Below are 16,860 nucleotides of genomic sequence, written 5' to 3' on the forward strand. Positions count from 1 at the left end.
ACCGCCACCACCGCAAGCACCAGGCCGTCGCACCGCTCTGCAGGAAGGCATGGCCTGCCGGGCTGAAACAAGGTGTCAACGTCCCGGTACTCGAACAGATCCGAAGAGCCGGAGCTTCACGGACCCGTTGTTACAAGGGGATTAGGCTGGCGTGCATGGCGGTCAGGTAGTCGAGGCGGTCGTCGCGCAGGCGGGTGGCGATGACGACCGTAATCAGGGGAGCGGGCAGGGAAGTCTCCGGCAATGAGAGGCGGTGAGGGTCAGCGGCGGGCAGCCGTGAGGGGCCCGGTCGGCGCTGCACCGGCAGCGGGGCGCGCGGTGCGCGAGGTGTTGGGCGTCCGGCGTGTGGTGATGGCGGGCCAGTGCGCCGGGTGGTCGCTGAAGGGGGTGCTGGGGTCGGTGTCCCAGGCCACGAGAGGACCCGCGCCTGTGTGAGCCATGCTGATCACTTCGATGCCCTGCGGATGCAGGATGTAGCCCCACTGCATGCCCAGTTCGCCGGCGGTGGTGGCGGTGACCGTCATGCGCACCGGGGGTGAGCCGTCCGGAGTGATCAGGTGATCGAGGGTCCGGCTGGGCCAGTGTTCGCCGCCGGTCAGCGCGGCCACGAGCGTGGGCGGGGCGCCGTCGAGGAGATCGGTGCCGAGTTCGTCCCAGCCGACGGCGATGTCGTCGATGAGGTGCTGGGCCATGGCCTCGATGTCGCGTTCGAACTTGTACTGGTAGGCGGCCAGGAGGAGCGGGAGGTGGTGGCTGGGCACGCCGTCGAACTGGACGTGGATGCCGCTGTACCCCGTGCCGGCGGTGGGGCGGGCGATGAAGGAGTGTGTGGACAGGGAGTTCTCCGGAGCGAGCAAGGGGGGGATGTGCGGCGGCCGTCGAAGTGGCGGGCGGGTGCGGCTACGCGCGGTGTGACCAGGAGGGGACCGGGGGGCCGGAGGCGTCGGTGCGGGCGCAGGTGTAGCCGATCAGGCGGGAGGGCTCGGCCTTCGCGGGGACAGTGGCGGCGTCGTTGCACACGAACGTGTACTGGATGGACATGCGGGGCACGTCGTGGAGCCAGGCCCGGTCTTCCTTGCCGGGGTTGATCTGCAGGCCGGAGTGCGCGACGGCGTCGGTCTGGGTGTGCGCGTGGGAGAAGAGGACCAGCGCGCCGCCGTCTTCCGTCTTGAGGGCGTAGGCGTCCGTGAAGCGGTTGTCGGCTTCGTCGAAGACGCTGGTTCCCTTGTCGCCGAAGCGTGTTGCGGCATCGCTGTGGACCTTGACTTGCCGCTTGCTGGCCTTGGTCGGCGCGAACACCTTGCTTCCGGTGTTCGCGCCTCCGGTGGTGAAGTTGTCCAGCACGGCAGTACGCAGCAGGTCGGCGTCGGCGGCCAGCTGCTTGTTGTCGTTGGCGGCGACGGCGGTCGCGTATCCCTCGCGGTCCAGGGCGACGTCGGGCAGCTTCTGGCTGTCGAGATCGACGACGGACACCATCTCCCAGCGCTTGTGGTGGGGCTGTTCGGCGAACACGGCCAGGCGAGAGGGGGCCTTGCCCTTCTCGCTGCAGAGGGCGGCAGCGAACCAGCGGTCCTGTCCGTCGGCCAGGCGGGGGATGTACAGCTTGGCGCTGGCGAGGTCGTAGGACCAGCGCTCGTACGGCTCGCGGTCCTTGGCGGGGAGTCCTTCGGTCTCGGTGTAGTCCGAGACGGACATCGCGTACAGGGGTCCGTCCTCGACGGTGTCGAGGAGGCGCCGGTCGCGGTCCGCATTGGCCTCGTTGTTGATCTTGGAATAGCGGGTGATGACGTCGCGGGCCTGAGCAGCGCTGAGAGCGGGCGCAGGCTTCGGGGCGGTGCTGGCGCTGGGCGTCTGCCGGGCCTGGGCTGGGCCGTCTTCGTCGGAGCAGCCAGTGAGGGCCAGGGTGAGGCAGGCGGCGCCGATGATCAGCGGCAGAGTACGGCGGGCGGTGCGGATGGAGGCTCCAAGGGTTCGCAAGGGGAAGAAGTCAGGGCGTGCGTCTGGCCGGTGGGGCGGCTTTCGGCGATGCCGGCGGGAGGACCCGTGGCGGGAGGGGTGACGGCTGGGCTGGGGGAACGTGTGAGTTTTCGTGGGGCAAGACGGGGTGCGGTAGCAGCCCCAGTTGGGCGAGGCGGTGGTCGATCGCCTCGATCAGAGGTTGGGCGCTGCCGCCGTGGCGGGCTTCGGGCCGCTGGGGAGCACCGGGATCGTTGGAGGGCGCCGAGTCGTAGATGACCTCGAACAGCGTCTGGTCGTCGGGGTGCTCGCGAGTGGCGATCCAGCCCTCCGGCTCTCCGGGCGGTCGCTCGGAGGGCGGGTCGTGCGGCGGACTGATGACCAGGTAGCTGTCGTCGGGGAGCGAGACGCGCACGTTGTAGGTGCTGAGGCCGAATTCGATGTCGCACTGCAGCCCGCGTGCCCGAAGCGGCGTGATGACGTGTGCGTGGCGACGCCACAGCTCCTGCCACCACGGCGTGTGCACGTTGCGGTGGTCGGGCAGCGGTGCGAGCGGTACCTGGCCGGGTTCTGGAGTGGTCGTTTCGTCAGCGGCCATGGCTCCTCCTGCGGCTGCCGCCGCTTGCGGCCCGGAGGTAGGCGTGCGGGTCGTCGGGGCGTGGGGGAGAGGTCAAAGGGTGTGCTCCTTCCTGCCGGCGGGCAGAGCGGGGACGGCTGTGGCGTCGGGGTGATCCGGAGTGCAGTGGGTCAGGGCGCGCACGGGCACGGCCGATGGAGAAGAGCTAACGGCGAGGCGCGGGGCCGGCGGAGGGGGGAGCGGGCGGCAGGCTCGCGGTAGCTCCACGCGAGGCGTCGGCCGACGCTGTGGGGGCGGGGGCCGGGTCATAGGCGGCGCGCAGCCTGTTCAGACCGGCTTCGTCGGCGAGAGCGAGGGCGGACAGCGCCCGGCTGGCCGCTGTCATCAGCAGGTGCGAAGGTGATCCCTTGGCCGCGTCGCGGTTTTCCTGCTTCCACCGGGCGGCGGCGACGAGGTAGTCGCTCAGGGCGCGCAGTGCGGGTTCGGCGGCGTCCAGGACGTGGTCGGTGACCGCGTCGATCTCCGCCGGGGTCCGGGCTGCGGCGAGGGCGTCCAGGTACGGGGTGAGGTCGGGCGCTGGCCAGGGCTGGTCGGGTAGGGGGTACGCGGCGCGGAAGGGCTGTGCGTCGCGTTGTGCCCACCGCTTCAAGTCGCCGCGGGTGGCGAGGTTGTACCGGGCGGCTTGGATCTGGTCGGCGTCGCGGCCGACGTTGTCGTAGAGCTCGAAGTCTGGGTCGCGGGGGATGATGCAGGAGTCCTTCGGGGCTGGTGCGGGCTGCGGGTCGTTGCGGGCGGACTGCACCGGGGTGGCGATCTGTTGCACGAGCAGCTCACGGCTCTGGTGCGGTCAGCGGTGGAGACCGCCAGGCCGGGACGGCGGTGGTTCCGGCGGTCCCTCCCGGCGGGTCAGAGGCGCAAGGAAGCGCTGGACGCCGAGGTGGTCGTCGAGTTCCTTGGCTGCGTCGCGGAGGGATTCCGAGGCACGCCGCAGAAAGGCTCGCGCTGAGGCGTGGTCGATGACCATGCGATTCGTGAGGTAGTGCCGGTCGGTGGGGTTGGTGCAGGGTCAGGGCGGCCTCTGCGGTCTCAGTGAAGTGCGGGGCTGCGTGGCTGGAGATGGTCGCGGCCGTGGCGAGTCGCTTCAGGACGGTCCGGCCGGTCCGGGTGGTGTGGTGAGGGCTCCGGGCGAAGGCGTCGGCCAGGCGGAGGACCTCGCGTGAGAGGTCCTGCGCATCGGTGGCGTGCTGGAGCAGCGCGGTGTAGGACGGCGCGACCGGAACGTGCCCGTTCTCGTCGAGCAGCTCCCACCGCTGGGCGGCGTCGTGCAGTTTGTCCTTCATGGCGTTGAGGGCGCCGATAAGGTGGAGCGCGTCGTCGCGCGGTATCAGGGCGCGTTGGAAATCGGGCTTCACGGGCCTTTTGCTCCTCAGTGCATACGGGCGTCGGTGTCGAAGAGCGCCAGTTCGTGGCTGTGCAGGAGGTGCTGCACGATGAAGCTCCGACCTGCGACTTTCCACAGTCCGCGCCCTCGGTTGAGGTGGGCGATGGCGTCCATCTCGACGGAGGTCAGGCCGAGCAGGGAGGCTGCGGCGTGAAGCTGGTCGGTCTCCTGGCGGTAGATGATCCGGGTGGAGCAGTCCGCCAGGAGGCCCTCGGCCAGGGCGCGGCCCTGTGATCCGGCGTCGCCGGCGGTGAGCAGGTCGGACAGCCGGTGGATCACCATGAGGTTGGCGATGCCGAGGCCGCGGGAGAGTTTCCATTGGGCTTGCATGCGCTGGAGCAGGCCGACGTGCCGCATCAGGCGCCATGCCTCGTCGTACACGATCCAGCGTCGGCCGCCGCCGGGGTCGGAGAGGGCGGATTCCATCCAGGCGCTCGCGCAGGTCATCGCGAGGACGAGGGCGGTGTCGTCTCCTGATCCGCCGAGGCGGGACAGGTCGATGGTGAGCATCGGCGCGTTGGGGTCGAAGCTCACGGTGGAGGGGGCGTCGAACATGCCGGCCAGGTCGCCGTGGACCAGGCGCCGCATGGCGTGGGCCAGGTCGCGGGCTGCGTCGCCGAGTTGGCCCGACATCATCCCGGCGGCCTCATCGAGGTCGGTCGGGTTGTTGAGGGTGGCGGCGATGTCGCCGAGAAGCGGGGTGCGGTGTGTGTCGGCGGCGCGGGTGACGACGGCGTCGAGGGCGACGTCCAGGGCGGTGTGCTCCATGGGCATCAGGTCCCGGCCCAGTACGGTCCGGGCCAGGGAGCCGAGCAGGAGCAGGCGCCGCTTGCGGATCTCGCCGACCCAGTCGGCCTCGGCCACGCTGTCCGGGCGCGGGGCTGCGTCCAGGGGGTTCAGGCGTCCGGGCAGTCCGGGCCCGAGGGCGACGGACCGGCCGCCGAGGGCTTCGGCCACCGGAGTCCACTCGCCCTTCGGGTCGCACGGGACGTAGACGCGGTACCCGAAGGCGACCGACCGCAGCGCGAAAGACTTGGCCAGCGCGCTCTTGCCCTGGCCGATCACGCCGGCGAGCAGCAGGTTCGGGTTGGTGAACCCCTCGACCTTGCCGTACAGCGCGAACGGGTCGAAGACGAATGACGCCTCGGCGTGGACGTCGCGGCCGATGTAGATGCCCTCGGCGCCGAGTCCGCCTTCGGCGAGGAAGGGATAGGCGCCGGCCGCGACGGCGGTGGTCATGCGGTGGGCCGGAAGTTTCAGCCGGTTCCCGCGGGCGGAGGCGGGACCGGGGCGTCCGCTCGGTGGGTAGAGCGGGACGGGCATCTGCTGCTCGGGGCGGGTGCTTTCGCTCTGGTGGGCGCTGGCTTCGGCACGGGCTTTGGCGGCGGCCTCGGCGAGCTGGCGGCGGGCGGCCTTGCGGCTGGCGCGGTCGGTGCCGTGGGGGGTGAACAGCGGGCTGGCGGACGCGCGGCGGGCGCGACGGGCGGGCCGGTGGCTCATCGGGGGCCCTCGATTCTGCGGGTGGTGCTCATCGCGCGCAGGCGGTGGTGTGCGGGCGGAGGTCGGTGGGGGTGGTCTTGCGGCGGACGACGTGTCCGGCGGCGAGGTGGCGTTGGCAGATCGTCAGCACGGGCGGGCCCTCGGGGAGCCGTTCCGGATGACAGGCGCTCGTCGCGGTGGTGGCCTCGGTCGTGCCGGGCAGCAGATGGAAGGCGGCGTGGACTTCGGTGGTGGCTTGCCAGAGCCTGGTGTGGGCGGTGGCCAGGTGGCGTCCGGCGGCCGGGTGAGGGGGCCGGGTGTGGTCGGCGAGCAGGTCCAGAAGCTGGAGCAGAGCGGTGAGGTGGGCGTGCAGTACGTCGATGTGCGGACGGTCCACGGGCCTGGGCGGGTCTGCGTCCGACGGCGCCAGGGCTCGTGCGTGGTGGCGGATGCCGGCGCTCGCGGCGCGGAGGTAGGGGTGCGCGTCGTCGGGGCGCGGGGGAGAGGTCAAAGGTGGTGGTCCTTCCTGCCGGTCGGCAGGGCGGCGACGGGAGTCCCGTCGCGGGTGATCCGGAGGGCAGTGGGCCAGGGCACGCTCTGGTTCACAGGGCGGTGCGGGCGAGCGGGAGCGCGGAGAGGGCGAAGGCGTCCGACTGCTGGTAGTTGAGCCTGCGGAGATCGACGCCGGAGGTGACGGCGTGGGTCTCGATCTGTGCGCAGGCGGCGTCCAGGAGCGCGTCGGTCTCGGCGGTGACGGTGACCAGGCCGGTCAGTGCCACGTCCGCGTGCCCGGCGATGAGCTGGCGTTCGCGGGTCTTGACGTCGGCGTACTCGACGGAATCCTCTTCGGAGTCGACCTGCCCGCGGCGGGCGCGCTCGTTGGCGTCGGCGATGATCGCGGCCTTCTTGCGCTGGACGTCCCGCAGTGCCGACTCGAGCCCCTGCGGCACGTAGATAAGGGAGAGGCTGCGGCGCACACCGGCCGTGAACATGATCCCGTGCAGGAACCCTGCCCCCATCTCGGTCCTCGGCCAGTTCTCCACCCAGTACGTCGCGTGCCGCGCGCTGTCGGTGGCGAGGCGGTCGTACTCCTCGAACTGCACGACGGGCCCGGCGGCTGCGGGGTCGGCCTCGGCACGGCCGGTCTCGGACCATTGCTGGAGCGCGGCGAGCGCCTTGGGGTCGTAGGCGGTGCGGATGACGGCGGCGATCTCCCGCGCGCTCAGCCAGCCGGTGACCATCAGGCCGGCGTTGCGGGCGGCCTGGGCGATGGAGGCGGTGGTCTGCTGCATGACGGTGAACGCACCGGGCAGCCCTCCGCCGGCCTGATTGATCAGGCGCCGGGCGGCTTTGAGGTCGAGGGAGATGGCGAGGTAGGTCTCGTGCGGAGCGGCGGCCGGGCCGGCCGAGGCGACCAGTTCGGAGTAGACCTGCCCAGCGACGGGAGCTTGGGGTTGCCCGTTCTGGGTCCAGTGGCGGGTGAGCGTGTCACCGCTGTCGGGCACGGTGCGCTCCAGTACCTGGACGGTGGCGACGTGCCCAGTGCGGGCGATGCCGGCGAGGGCGCGTCCCCAGCTGGTGACGTTGTGGTTCTGGGTGGCGGGGTCGAGGAGGGCGAAGGCGCGGCTGGTGACGCGGGCGATGGCGGTCAGGGTTTGCTGGTGCGGGTCGTGGACGGCCGCAGCCTGGTTGGCGGAGTCGCCGGGGGTGACCACCTTCAGGGAGGCGGCGGTGCCGGGAAGGTGGAGGACGCCGTCCTGCCTTGGTCGGGTGACGGGCCGGGCGAGCCAGAGGGTCTGGCCGGTGCGGCGGCGGTGCGTGTACCGGGTGACGATCGGTGCCCAGTCGATGAGGGAGCGGCCGTGGCGGCGGATGGCGACGAGTGCGCCGGATGCCGCCCACAGCGGTGCCAGGGCAACGGCGCCGAGTAGCCCGGTGGAGATCACCGTCATTAGCAGCAGGGCCAGTGAACAGGAGACGAGAACGAGTTGGGGCAGGGAGAGGCCGAGGAGGATGCCGCGGCGGCTCCGGTGGGGGAACTTCACCGTGACCGGAGCAACAGAGAGGTCAGTCATGGGGGCGGGTCCTGGAGGCGCGGGTGGAGGCCGGGGGCGGGAGGTGGTGTGCACGTCCCGCCCCCGGGTGTCGGGCAGGGGTCAGAGGCCGGTCGGAGGCGGCGGCGGTGCCGACCCGCTCGACGCGGCGTCCTGTGAGCCGGAGGACGGGGGTGCGCCCTGTGGAGGCGGTGTCGTTGTCGGCGGAGTGGTCTGCCATCCGCCGCCCTGGCCGGACGCGGCATTCGCGCCGGATCCGCCAGAACCTGGGGTGCCTCCCACCTGGCCGCTGGTGTCGTCGGACACGCTGGTCGGCGCGGGCTGGACGGCTTTCTCCAGGCCGGACTTGACGGCATCGCCGCCGGGCGAGCCTCCCGTACCACCGCCCTGCGAACCGTCCTTGCCTTCGCCGCCGGTCGGGTCGGTGGCGACGTCGCCGGGGAATCCGCCGCCGTCGGGGCCTTGCGGTGCGGCACTCCCCATGGCGGCAGCGCCACCTGCTCCGGCTGCGGCGCCACCGGTTCCGGCGGTGGCTGCGGCTGCGGCGGCCTTGCGGGCGGCCTTCTCGGCGTGGGCCTTGGCGATCTGGGCCCCGGCGCCACCGGCACGGTGGATGGACTCGCCGTCGGTGCCGTCGGCTGCCCAGTGCACGAATTTGAAGACGGCGTACGGGCACAACAGCACCAGGACCATGATCACGATGCCGGACATGACGTCGGCGAGCGCGGCGATGCCGTCATTGGCTTCGGTCTTGCCCATGGCGGCGATACCGAGGACGAAGATGACGGTCATCAGGAGCTTGGAGACGACGAGGGTGGCGGTGGCTTCGATCCAGCCCTTGCGCCAGCGCCGGGCGACTTCCCAGCCGCCGCCGGCGGAGGCGAAGACCGCGAGGGTGACCATGACGAGGATGCCGACCTTGCGGACCATCATCACGCACCAGTAGAGGAAGGCGCCGATGGCGGCGCCGAGCCCGGTGACGACCGGGACGAGCCAGCCGAGACCGGACAGCGCCCCGATTTGGCTGACCTTCACCACGCGGCGCACGGCCGATTCGATGTTCAGGTGTGCGGCTTTGAACAGGCCGTCGCTGACGGCGTCCACGACCTCGATGGCGACTGTGGTCAGGGCGATGGCGCAGAAGGCGAACAGGACTCCGGACGCGGTGCCCGTGAATGCTTGGGTAAGGGCTTGCCCGTCGCGTCTGATGGCGGCCCGGACCAGTTGCGCGCAGAAGGTGGCGACCAGCAGGACCAGGCCCAGCGGCAACAGCATTTCGTAGTTGTCGCGGAACCACCCGGCGTTCAGATCGACCTTGGTGGTGGTGTTGACGGCTTCGGCGGCCAGGTCGGCTGCGGCGGCTGCCAGTTCACCGGCGGACTTCGCCATCCAGTCACCGATGGCTTTGCCCGGGTCCGAGGCGAAGTCCACCGCGTCGCCGACGGCGCACAGTTTGTCCGCCAGGGGGAAATCACAGAAACCCACGAGGAGTTATTCCTCCTTTCGTGTCTCAGGCGCGGGTCACTGCGTGACGCTCGGTGCGATGGCGGCCAGGGTGCAGTCGTGGTTCGGGCGGCACTGGACGGCCAGGGTCACGGCGCGTTCCTCGGCTCCGCCGCCGCCCTTCTTCCAGCTGAGGGTCTGCTTGCCGTTGACGGTGACGACGTAGATGTACGCCTCGGTGATCGCGGACGGATCCTCGGCCAGGGCCTGTTTGAACGCGCCGGGGTAGTGGCCTTCGGTGATGTGGGCGGTGGCGTGCTGGTCTTGGTCGGCCATCCGTGACCACAGCACGGGGTCGGGGACCTGGCCAGCGACCGAGGTCCAGTCGGCGTACTTGGTCTCGGTGGTCATCCAGGCGCGCATGCCGGCGAGTTGCTGGTCGCGGCTGGTGTCGCGGGTGTCGTAGGACCAGAGCATCTGGGCCGCTGCCTTGGCGTAGGCGACCGGCTCGGCGATCTGCGGCGGCTTGGGCACCGACCCGGACCCGGAGGAAGGCTTGGGAGCAGCCTCGGAGTGGGACGGGCCGCCCGTGGGAGCCGGTGGCGCGGCATCGGGAGTCTGCTGGCCGTTGCCACCGCCGGTCAGCAGGGCAACGACCCCGGCGAGGGCAAGTAGAACGGCGACAACGGTGGCGCCGATCGCGATGCGCTGGTTCGTCGACCAGCCCGAGCCGTACGAGGACAGCGAAGAGGAGGGGAAGCGTTTCCGCATCAGTGGACCTGCGATCCCAGGCCGGAGAAGAAGGCCACGATGCCGTTCGCGGCACCCAGACCGAGGGCGGCGCCGGCGGCGACGACGGCGCCCTTCTTCCCGTTGGCCTCGGCCTGGTGTCCACCGGTGTGGTGGCCCCAGGCCCATACGCCTAGCGAGACGGCGAGGGCGCCGACGACGGCGATGATCCCGAACATGTTGATGCTGTTGACCACGTTCTTCAGCACGGCGAGGCCAGGCAGCCCGCCGCCTTTGGGCGTGATTCCTGGGTCGTAGGCGAGCTGGATGACGCGGTCTGCGAGAGGGACGGACATAGGTGGTGCGAGGCTCCTTGCTTACGCGGGCCCGGCGAGGCCCAACGGGAAGGTGAAAGCGGAGGGAGAGGCGAGCGAAGGGCACGGAAGTGGCCGCGTCAGCCCGGCCCGCCCGGGCTGACACCGGGCGGGGCGGCGTCAGAGGACGCGGCGGACGGCGAGAATGTCCCAGTCCTTGATCGGGGTGATCCGGACCGGCTTGGTGGTGCGCGGCGCCTCGATCACGAGGCCCTCGCCCATGTACATGCCGACGTGCTCGGGCCGTGCGGCGGTACCGCGGCTGAAGATCAGGTCGCCGGGCTTGAGGTGAGCGGGCGAGACAGCCTTGCCTTCGTTGACCTGCGTGTACGTGGTGCGGGTGAGCGTGATGCCAGCATGGGCGTACGCCTGCTGCATCAGGCTGGAGCAGTCGCAGCGGCCCATGGGGTCGGGGCCGTGCGCGTTGGTGCAGGATCCGCCCCACTGGTAGAGCGTGCCGAGCTGGTGCATCGCCCACTCGATGGCCTTACGGGCCTTCGGGTCGGCGTCCTTGGGGATCGAGTAGCCCTTGGGGACGCTCCCTTCGGGGATGCGGCCGAAGCCGGAACCGTCCTGGCCCGGCGCGCAGCCGGTCGTACTGGTCGACGGCTTCTCGTCCTTGTCATCCGTGGCATCCCCGGCGCCGGGGAAGGTCTTGATGATGGCGGCCTGCAGCGCGGTGGCCAGGTTCTCCCACTGCGCGTACGCGTCCGGCAGGCCGGATTTCTGCACGGCTTGCGCGGCCTGGGTGACGGTCATCTGCTGCCAGCCGTCCACCTTGAGCAGGTGCTTGTAGAACTGCTCGCTCGCGTAGGTTGGGTCGCGGATCTGCTGGGCGCTGCCCCACCCCTGGGACGGACGCTGCTGGAAGAGACCGAGGGAGTCGCGGTCCCCGTAGCCCAGGTTGCGCAGCCGGCTCTCCTGCATCGCCGTGGCGAGCGCGATGATCTGGCCCTTCTTGGGAACGTCGAGCGAGAGGCCGGCGGCCACGATCGTCGCCGCGTTGGGGACCTGCTCGGCGGGCAGGTCCAGGCCCTCAATGTCAACGTCCTTGCCGGACGCGCCGTCGAGGATCTTGATGACCTGCTCGGCGACCTTGTCGCTGTCGATGTCGGTCAGGCAGTTGCTGAAGGAGCTGCTGCTCTGTACGGCTTCGGCGGAGGAGGCGAGCATCATGCCGGTGCCGGCGAGCAGGATCGGGGAGAGGAAGACGACGCCGATGCCGGCGGCGAGTGCCTTCAACCCGAGCGGACCGCTCGCCGGTCAGCGGGTTCGGGCATGGATGGGTGGTCAGACGTCATGAACGAGTCCTTCGGGATGTGGTGTCCGGCGTGTCGCGTTCGCGAGGCGTGGTGGAAGGGCGCGGCAGCCGGGGTGGGCGATCGGAGGCGGGCCGGTGCGGGGGAGTTGCCGCTCGCTCCGCGCGGCCGTGCTGTGAGCTAGGTGTGCCGGGGCAGGGGTATCTCCGTGAGGTGTGGCGAGGATGTAGCCAGCGGCGGTGTGCGCCGGGCGGTTCAAAAACAGTAGGTGCGGATCGGCGGTTGGCCAAAAAGCTCGGCGTGAGGTGCCGGAAACCGGTACATCGGTAAGGGTTTCTTGGTCGTCGGCGGATTCGCCTCTACAGTTTTTTGACTCCCCCTCGCCCTCCTCGGTCTGCGGCCACGGGCTTCTGCATGCCTGCTTTCGGCCCGCGAGGACTCCTGTGTGAGGCGGGGTTTCCCTCCGCGATTTCCGCACCCGAATAGGGGTTCCTCTTTGCCTTTTTCCCTGCACCAGGGCGACGCTCTGGCCGTTCTCTCCGGCCTACCGGACGGCTGCGTCGACTCCGTCATCACCGACCCGCCGTACAACAGCGGCGGCCGGACCGCGAAGGAGCGCACCACCCGCTCCGCGAAGCAGAAGTACACCTCCGCCGATGCCAAGAACGACCTTGCCGACTTCACCGGCGAGAACATGGACCAGCGCTCCTACGGCTTCTGGTTGACGCAGATCATGACCGAAGCGCACCGGCTGACGAAGACCGGCGGGACCGCCCTGCTGTTCACCGACTGGCGCCAGCTCCCCACGACGACGGACGCGATCCAGGCGGCCGGGTGGCTGTGGCGGGGTGTGCTGGCCTGGCACAAGCCGCAGGCCAGGCCCCAGAAGGGCCGGTTCACCCAGAACTGCGAATTCATCGTCTGGGCGTCCAAGGGGCCGATCGACGGCTCCCGGAACCCGGTCTACCTACCGGGTATGTACTCGGCTTCGCAGCCCTCGGGGTCCAAGCGCCAGCACATCACGCAGAAGCCGGTGGAGGTGATGCGCGAGCTGGTCAAGATCAGCCCCGAAGGCGGCACGGTCCTCGACTTCTGCGCCGGCTCCGGCTCCACGGGCGTCGCCGCCCTGCTGGAAGGCCGGGACTTCATCGGCGTGGAGAAGACCGAGCACTACGCGTCGATCGCGGCCGACCGGCTCACCGAGACGATCCGCGCCACCCTCACCAAGGACGACGTGGTTCTCGCAACCTGAGCCGCGTCCTCTCCTGCCGCCAAGGCAACCGGCTCCCTGCTGAGCCGCCGGCGGAGCACCGCCGGAGTGGACGTGCAATTTCACTGCCCGGTCCGTGCAAGGACGCCTTCGCCTTTCTCCCAACCCGTGTCTCGTAGGAGGCTGAACTTTCAATGTCCGAATCCGCAAGGCCGTCTGACGATGGGGAGCTGGAGCCGGTTCGTATTCCGGATCCGCAGTTGGAGGGAATCGAGGCGAGCGTGCGGCGGCTCATGGAGCAGTCGGCGCAACAGGCTCAGCAGCTCGACCACCTCGCATCCGCGCCGGCGCCGAGCGGGTCACCGTTCGCCGCGTTCGGTATGCCGGGACTCGGCGGGCCTCCGGCCGCCGTTCCGCCGGAGCCTCGCCCGATCCTGGAACTCGACGGGGAGGAACGGGAAGACGAACTCGACGCCCTCTCGGACTGGGTCGACGACTTCTTCCTCCCGGTCTACGGAGCGGAGGTCACCACCGCGGCACCTTGGTGCCTTCAGTGGCAGGAACACGACGACGTCGTGGCCTGGCTCCACGCCCTGTGGCTCGCCTACCAGCAGCACAAGGACCCCGAAGCCGGGCTCTCCGGCCTGTTCGTGTGGCACCGCGACTTCCTCACCCACGCCGTCGCCGCGATTCGCGCGCCGGGCGGACCGCTGTCGGCCTGCATGACCTCCCCCGACCGGCCCGCTCACCGTCTCCTGCCCGGCCCGCCGCCGTCCGTGCGCACCGAGACCGCGGCCACGGCGGATGGCGCCGGCACTGCCGAGCCGGGCGAGCCGACGCCATGACCGCGGGAGCGGGACAGCCCGCCTTCGGACTGAGCTTCGACCCTCGCGCGCTGACCGATCTCCTTCAGGCCCCCAGCGATATCCGCGACCTCACCCTCGCCTACCTGCAGGAAGTCGTGAACGCCCAGCGCTTCGGACAGCGCCTCGACGGCGACTTGGAGGGATTCCGGAAGCTGTTCGTGGACCGCCGCAAGGACTGGCGCGTCGTCTACGGCGTCCGCCCGGCGCCCGCGGAATCCGCCCACCCCAAGGAGATCCACGTCGTCGCGGTACGGCCGCGTGCGGGCAACGACGTCTACGACGAGGTCGGCCGCCGCCTGGGGATGACCCGCCGGCCGCTGAGCGCTCGGACGCACGCGGCCCGCTCGCGTTCCCCGCAGCTGACCACCCGTCCTCCCAAGCCCCGGCCCGGTCCGCCGCCTGCCGCACTGCCTGGCCTGCCCCGTCCCGCACCCAACCCCGCACACCATCCCACCCGCTGAACGCACGGAGCGCCGCCCATGCCCCCTCAACCCGCGCCGACACCCACCCGGCGTGCGGTCACGCAGCTCGACCACCGCCTCGAAGCGGTCACCGGCCACGACATCGACACCCTGTGGACCTACCGCGACCGCGGCGCCCTCGACGAGCCACACACCCAGCTGGTCGACCGGCACCGCACCCTGGCCAACGCCCAGATCGGCGTCACCTTCTACCTCAAGCTGCTCAACCGTCTCACGAGCGGTGAGTTCCCTGTCGACGGTGCCCTCTTCGTACGCATCGACCGCACCGTGGACCAGCTAGAGGAAGCCGCCAACGCGCGCGACGCCGCCGCCCAAGAGGTGCTCGCCGCCCTGGAGGCCATCGAGGCCGCCGCCGCAGCATCGACGCCCGACGAAGGACGACTCTCGACCGACGACCGGGCGGCACTGCTCGCCATCGCCGGCGGTGCCAAGCTCCACGAACACCTGCTGACAGGCCGACTGTCCGTGACCGCCTCCTCCGGCACCCGCATCCCCTATCCCCAGATGCAGCAGCTGGAACGCGCCGGCCTCACCGTCCGGGACACCAGCCACCCTGTGCACGCCGGCCAGCCCGTCTCCCTCACCGACGCCGGACGAGCCGCACTGCTGGACGCCCGCCGGACTCCTGCAACGCATGCGCCGACGAGCCCGGCTCGCCCCGGCGCCCCGCCGTCCACTCCAGCGAAGCGGCGCTGAACTGCACCGATCCACCGAAAGGCTCTTGTTGTCCCCCACCGAACCGGCGCCGGCCCGGAAGACCATCCCCCACGTCGACTTCGAGCTGGACGACCTCGACTCCGACGAGGAGAGGTACCTCGACTTCTACCGCAAGGTCGCTGTCCACGAGGACATGCTCGTCCCCCTCGCCGAACACCACGACGGCCCGAACAGCTACTACGTGCTGTTCGACCGCACCGCCACCTGGGTACGCCCCGGCATGCCCCAGGTGCTCGCCGTGCATCTGCAACGGGACCACGAAAAAGGCATGTTCAGCTTCGAGCACACTCAGCTGCCGCTGCCTGCGATGGCGCAGTCCTGGCTCATCCACCGCGGCTGCCCGCCCGACGCCATCGGCCTCCACCCCGAACTGGGCCCGCCACCGGCGGACGAGGCCACGCGAGCACTGGAGCGACGCCTCGTCGGCGACGGCGACCACTACGCCATGGGCTACTCCTACACCAGCGACGACCCGGACGACATGGTCATCGGCGTGGTACTGCGTGCACAGGACGAGCAAGTCCCCAGCCCGTTCCGCGTGGTGGTCGAGGAGGTCGATACCGAGACGTGGACGCACACCCTGCGGGAGGGCGGCTTCGACACGGCCGGTGAGGCCCTGCAGTGGTGCGACGACCGCCTCACCGGCAAGGCCGGGCCGCTCCCGCCGATCCGCCCGGCAGCCACCCCCAGCCGCCCGGCAGGTGTAGCGAAGGCCCCTGCCCCACACCCGCCCGGCCGCTCTCGCTGAGCGCAGTTCCAGTCGCGGGCGGCGCAACATAGCCGACGATCGCCGGTTAGCCAAACCGCCGATTCTCCGGACTCTTATACAGCCGCCGGGACAACTCCTGCGGCCACTTCCCCGCATTCCCTGTGCCTTCACGGAGGTTTCTTCCGCATGCGCTCCACCCGAATCGCCATATCCGCGGCGATGCTCGGCACGCTCGCGCTGCCGGCGCTGTCCGCCACGCCCGCCAGCGCCGCGACCGTACCCACCGCAGCAACCGCCACCCCTGCCGTGAGCTGCCACAACCTGCCGCCGCTCCCGTACGCGGTGCACACCAAGGCCGTGACCATCCGGTCCAAGGCCAGCTCGAAGTCCACCGCGCTCGGTGTGCTCTACAAGAGCCACAAGTTCAGCGTGTCCAAGAAGAGCGGCAACTGGCTCTACATCACGGACAAGACGACCGGCGTCAAGGGCTGGGTCTCCGGCACCTACGTCTACCGCGACGTCCGCATGTGTCTGGACTGACTGACCGGATCCAGCACGTCCCGCCCAGCGGCGGGGGCATCGAGTACAGCCGCCCCTCACATTCCGCAGGCACCGGCCCATCCAGAACAGGAGATCCCTTTTGACCGACGGCATATCCGATGAGTCTGCGGATGTCGTGGGCGTACTCACCGAACGGATCGAGGCCCGCTTCGACATGGGCATGGACCAGTTGAAGGCCGCAGTCGCCGCCGCTCCGACCGCGAACCCCAACGCCACCGACGTCGTCAAGTGGCACGGCCTTCTCGTCGAGGCCCAGTCCGTGCTGGAGCGCGCAGAGGAAGACCTCCTCGCCGCCCTTGAGACCCAGCCCAGCGAGGTCGACGACCCGACGATGGGCCTCGCCCATCGGGTGAACGCCGCCGTCACCACCCGCGACGGCCGGGCCATGGTCGTGCGGTGGCTCCTCGACCCGGACGCCCCGGGAAAGAAGGACCTCGCCGCAGAGCGCCTGGCCCGCCTCCGGCCCCGAAGCGGCCCGGCGGTGCAGACCAGCGTCCCCAACCGGCCGTCAGGGACACTCGCACCGGCGTCGGCGTGGCGGCCGGCGAGGTCCGCCCGATGAGCCGGGACAAGGCCAGCACCATGGACACCGACCTGCAGAAGGTCTTCGGGAACCCGGTACCCGAGCTGTACGAGGCTGCTGCCGGCCACGATGCCTCACCCGAGCTAGCCCGTGCCCTGGAGCTGCGCTCGTTCCTGGCGCTCACCGAGGAGCAGGTCGCCCGCGTCCGCGACCGCGTCCATGCCGACATGGACCCCGAGCGGGACATGGGCGAACTGTCGGCGGACAAGCTCCGCTTCGACACGCAGTGGCTGGAAGCAGCACTGGAGGCCCGCGACGGCTACCGCGCAGCCCTCGGCGAGCTGCTGCGCACCATGCCCCCGCCTGCAAAGCAAACCCGGCCCGCTCGCACGGCACAGCTCAAGGCCACCGCCACCCTGCCCCTGTCTGCCGCCCCGGCACCCCAGCGTGCCGGGGCGGCCCGGGCCCGCCGACCGTGAA

19 protein-coding genes are annotated in these 16,860 nt (G+C 70.5%); 8 read left to right on the forward strand and 11 right to left on the reverse strand.

The window, feature by feature from the left end; genetic code table 11:
• Positions 1 to 260: 260 nt before the first annotated feature.
• The 11 genes from ABZ659_RS01660 to ABZ659_RS01710 all read right to left on the reverse strand — a co-directional run bounded on the left by ABZ659_RS01660 (position 261) and on the right by ABZ659_RS01710 (position 11,295).
• A complete protein-coding gene (locus ABZ659_RS01660; protein ID WP_360212807.1) occupies positions 261 to 761 on the reverse strand; it encodes a hypothetical protein in 501 nt (166 codons plus the stop codon).
• A gap of 139 nt (positions 762 to 900) precedes the next feature.
• Positions 901 to 1,977, reverse strand: a complete 1,077-nt coding sequence (locus ABZ659_RS01665) for a hypothetical protein (RefSeq protein ID WP_360212338.1) — start codon at positions 1,975 to 1,977, stop codon at positions 901 to 903.
• A 10-nt stretch (positions 1,978 to 1,987) separates the two neighbouring features.
• The gene (locus ABZ659_RS01670; RefSeq protein ID WP_332056875.1) at positions 1,988 to 2,554 is read right to left on the reverse strand and encodes a hypothetical protein; all 567 of its coding nucleotides are present in this window, start codon (positions 2,552 to 2,554) and stop codon (positions 1,988 to 1,990) included.
• Between the two features lie 184 nt (positions 2,555 to 2,738).
• Positions 2,739 to 3,356 carry a hypothetical protein gene (locus ABZ659_RS01675; RefSeq protein ID WP_360212340.1) on the reverse strand — a complete coding sequence of 206 codons (618 nt, stop codon included), beginning with the start codon at positions 3,354 to 3,356 and terminating at the stop codon, positions 2,739 to 2,741.
• A 603-nt stretch (positions 3,357 to 3,959) separates the two neighbouring features.
• Positions 3,960 to 5,474, reverse strand: coding sequence for an ATP-binding protein (locus ABZ659_RS01680; RefSeq protein ID WP_360212342.1), 1,515 nt, complete (start codon positions 5,472 to 5,474; stop codon positions 3,960 to 3,962).
• A gap of 28 nt (positions 5,475 to 5,502) precedes the next feature.
• The gene (locus tag ABZ659_RS01685) at positions 5,503 to 5,964 is read right to left on the reverse strand and encodes a DUF6238 family protein (RefSeq protein WP_054100368.1); all 462 of its coding nucleotides are present in this window, start codon (positions 5,962 to 5,964) and stop codon (positions 5,503 to 5,505) included.
• A gap of 91 nt (positions 5,965 to 6,055) precedes the next feature.
• Positions 6,056 to 7,528, reverse strand: a complete 1,473-nt coding sequence (locus tag ABZ659_RS01690; protein WP_360212344.1) for an SCO6880 family protein — start codon at positions 7,526 to 7,528, stop codon at positions 6,056 to 6,058.
• Between the two features lie 81 nt (positions 7,529 to 7,609).
• The gene (locus tag ABZ659_RS01695; RefSeq protein WP_358481247.1) at positions 7,610 to 8,992 is read right to left on the reverse strand and encodes an ATP-binding protein; all 1,383 of its coding nucleotides are present in this window, start codon (positions 8,990 to 8,992) and stop codon (positions 7,610 to 7,612) included.
• 36 nt (positions 8,993 to 9,028) lie between these two features.
• Complete coding sequence (locus ABZ659_RS01700) at positions 9,029 to 9,721, reverse strand: hypothetical protein (RefSeq protein WP_127433486.1); 693 nt, start codon at positions 9,719 to 9,721, stop codon at positions 9,029 to 9,031.
• Positions 9,721 to 10,035: a DUF6112 family protein gene (locus ABZ659_RS01705; RefSeq protein WP_054100372.1), complete on the reverse strand. Its 315-nt coding sequence runs from the start codon at positions 10,033 to 10,035 to the stop codon at positions 9,721 to 9,723. Before ABZ659_RS01705 ends, ABZ659_RS01700 begins: the two co-directional genes overlap by 1 nt.
• Positions 10,036 to 10,173: 138 nt before the next feature.
• Positions 10,174 to 11,295 carry an NlpC/P60 family protein gene (locus ABZ659_RS01710; RefSeq protein ID WP_360212347.1) on the reverse strand — a complete coding sequence of 374 codons (1,122 nt, stop codon included), beginning with the start codon at positions 11,293 to 11,295 and terminating at the stop codon, positions 10,174 to 10,176.
• A 513-nt stretch (positions 11,296 to 11,808) separates the two neighbouring features.
• Between ABZ659_RS01710 and ABZ659_RS01715 the strand changes: the two genes are divergently transcribed.
• The 8 genes from ABZ659_RS01715 (at position 11,809) to ABZ659_RS01750 (ending at position 16,859) form a co-directional block, all read left to right on the forward strand.
• Complete coding sequence (locus tag ABZ659_RS01715; RefSeq protein ID WP_054100374.1) at positions 11,809 to 12,564, forward strand: site-specific DNA-methyltransferase; 756 nt, start codon at positions 11,809 to 11,811, stop codon at positions 12,562 to 12,564.
• A gap of 251 nt (positions 12,565 to 12,815) precedes the next feature.
• The gene (locus tag ABZ659_RS01720) at positions 12,816 to 13,367 is read left to right on the forward strand and encodes a DUF4913 domain-containing protein (protein WP_179342576.1); all 552 of its coding nucleotides are present in this window, start codon (positions 12,816 to 12,818) and stop codon (positions 13,365 to 13,367) included.
• On the forward strand, positions 13,364 to 13,849 hold the full coding sequence (locus ABZ659_RS01725) for a hypothetical protein (protein ID WP_054100375.1): 486 nt from the start codon (positions 13,364 to 13,366) through the stop codon (positions 13,847 to 13,849). Before ABZ659_RS01720 ends, ABZ659_RS01725 begins: the two co-directional genes overlap by 4 nt.
• Before the next feature lie 18 nt (positions 13,850 to 13,867).
• Positions 13,868 to 14,566 carry a hypothetical protein gene (locus tag ABZ659_RS01730; protein WP_360212350.1) on the forward strand — a complete coding sequence of 233 codons (699 nt, stop codon included), beginning with the start codon at positions 13,868 to 13,870 and terminating at the stop codon, positions 14,564 to 14,566.
• A 25-nt stretch (positions 14,567 to 14,591) separates the two neighbouring features.
• Positions 14,592 to 15,335 (forward strand): hypothetical protein, encoded by a 744-nt coding sequence (locus ABZ659_RS01735; RefSeq protein ID WP_360212352.1) that lies wholly within the window; start codon positions 14,592 to 14,594, stop codon positions 15,333 to 15,335.
• 147 nt (positions 15,336 to 15,482) lie between these two features.
• Entirely contained in the window at positions 15,483 to 15,836 is a 354-nt protein-coding gene (locus ABZ659_RS01740) for an SH3 domain-containing protein (RefSeq protein ID WP_233534681.1), read from the forward strand.
• A 100-nt stretch (positions 15,837 to 15,936) separates the two neighbouring features.
• Complete coding sequence (locus tag ABZ659_RS01745) at positions 15,937 to 16,419, forward strand: hypothetical protein (RefSeq protein WP_360212354.1); 483 nt, start codon at positions 15,937 to 15,939, stop codon at positions 16,417 to 16,419.
• Entirely contained in the window at positions 16,416 to 16,859 is a 444-nt protein-coding gene (locus ABZ659_RS01750) for a hypothetical protein (RefSeq protein ID WP_360212356.1), read from the forward strand. Before ABZ659_RS01745 ends, ABZ659_RS01750 begins: the two co-directional genes overlap by 4 nt.
• Position 16,860 lies beyond the last annotated feature (1 nt).

This window comes from Streptomyces sp. NPDC006997, assembly GCF_040635175.1.
Lineage (GTDB): Bacteria > Actinomycetota > Actinomycetes > Streptomycetales > Streptomycetaceae > Streptomyces.

What these genes read in the sequence shown, in the direction of transcription:
- ABZ659_RS01670 (WP_332056875.1), bottom strand. Translation starts at nt 2,554, where the DNA reads ATGGCCGCTGACGAAACGACCACTCCAGAACCCGGCCAGGTACCGCTC.
- ABZ659_RS01680 (WP_360212342.1), bottom strand. Translation starts at nt 5,474, where the DNA reads ATGAGCCACCGGCCCGCCCGTCGCGCCCGCCGCGCGTCCGCCAGCCCG.
- ABZ659_RS01690 (WP_360212344.1), bottom strand. Translation starts at nt 7,528, where the DNA reads ATGACTGACCTCTCTGTTGCTCCGGTCACGGTGAAGTTCCCCCACCGG.
- ABZ659_RS01700 (WP_127433486.1), bottom strand. Translation starts at nt 9,721, where the DNA reads ATGCGGAAACGCTTCCCCTCCTCTTCGCTGTCCTCGTACGGCTCGGGC.
- ABZ659_RS01705 (WP_054100372.1), bottom strand. Translation starts at nt 10,035, where the DNA reads ATGTCCGTCCCTCTCGCAGACCGCGTCATCCAGCTCGCCTACGACCCA.
- ABZ659_RS01720 (WP_179342576.1), top strand. Translation starts at nt 12,816, where the DNA reads ATGGAGCAGTCGGCGCAACAGGCTCAGCAGCTCGACCACCTCGCATCC.
- ABZ659_RS01725 (WP_054100375.1), top strand. Translation starts at nt 13,364, where the DNA reads ATGACCGCGGGAGCGGGACAGCCCGCCTTCGGACTGAGCTTCGACCCT.
- ABZ659_RS01730 (WP_360212350.1), top strand. Translation starts at nt 13,868, where the DNA reads ATGCCCCCTCAACCCGCGCCGACACCCACCCGGCGTGCGGTCACGCAG.
- ABZ659_RS01740 (WP_233534681.1), top strand. Translation starts at nt 15,483, where the DNA reads ATGCGCTCCACCCGAATCGCCATATCCGCGGCGATGCTCGGCACGCTC.
- ABZ659_RS01750 (WP_360212356.1), top strand. Translation starts at nt 16,416, where the DNA reads ATGAGCCGGGACAAGGCCAGCACCATGGACACCGACCTGCAGAAGGTC.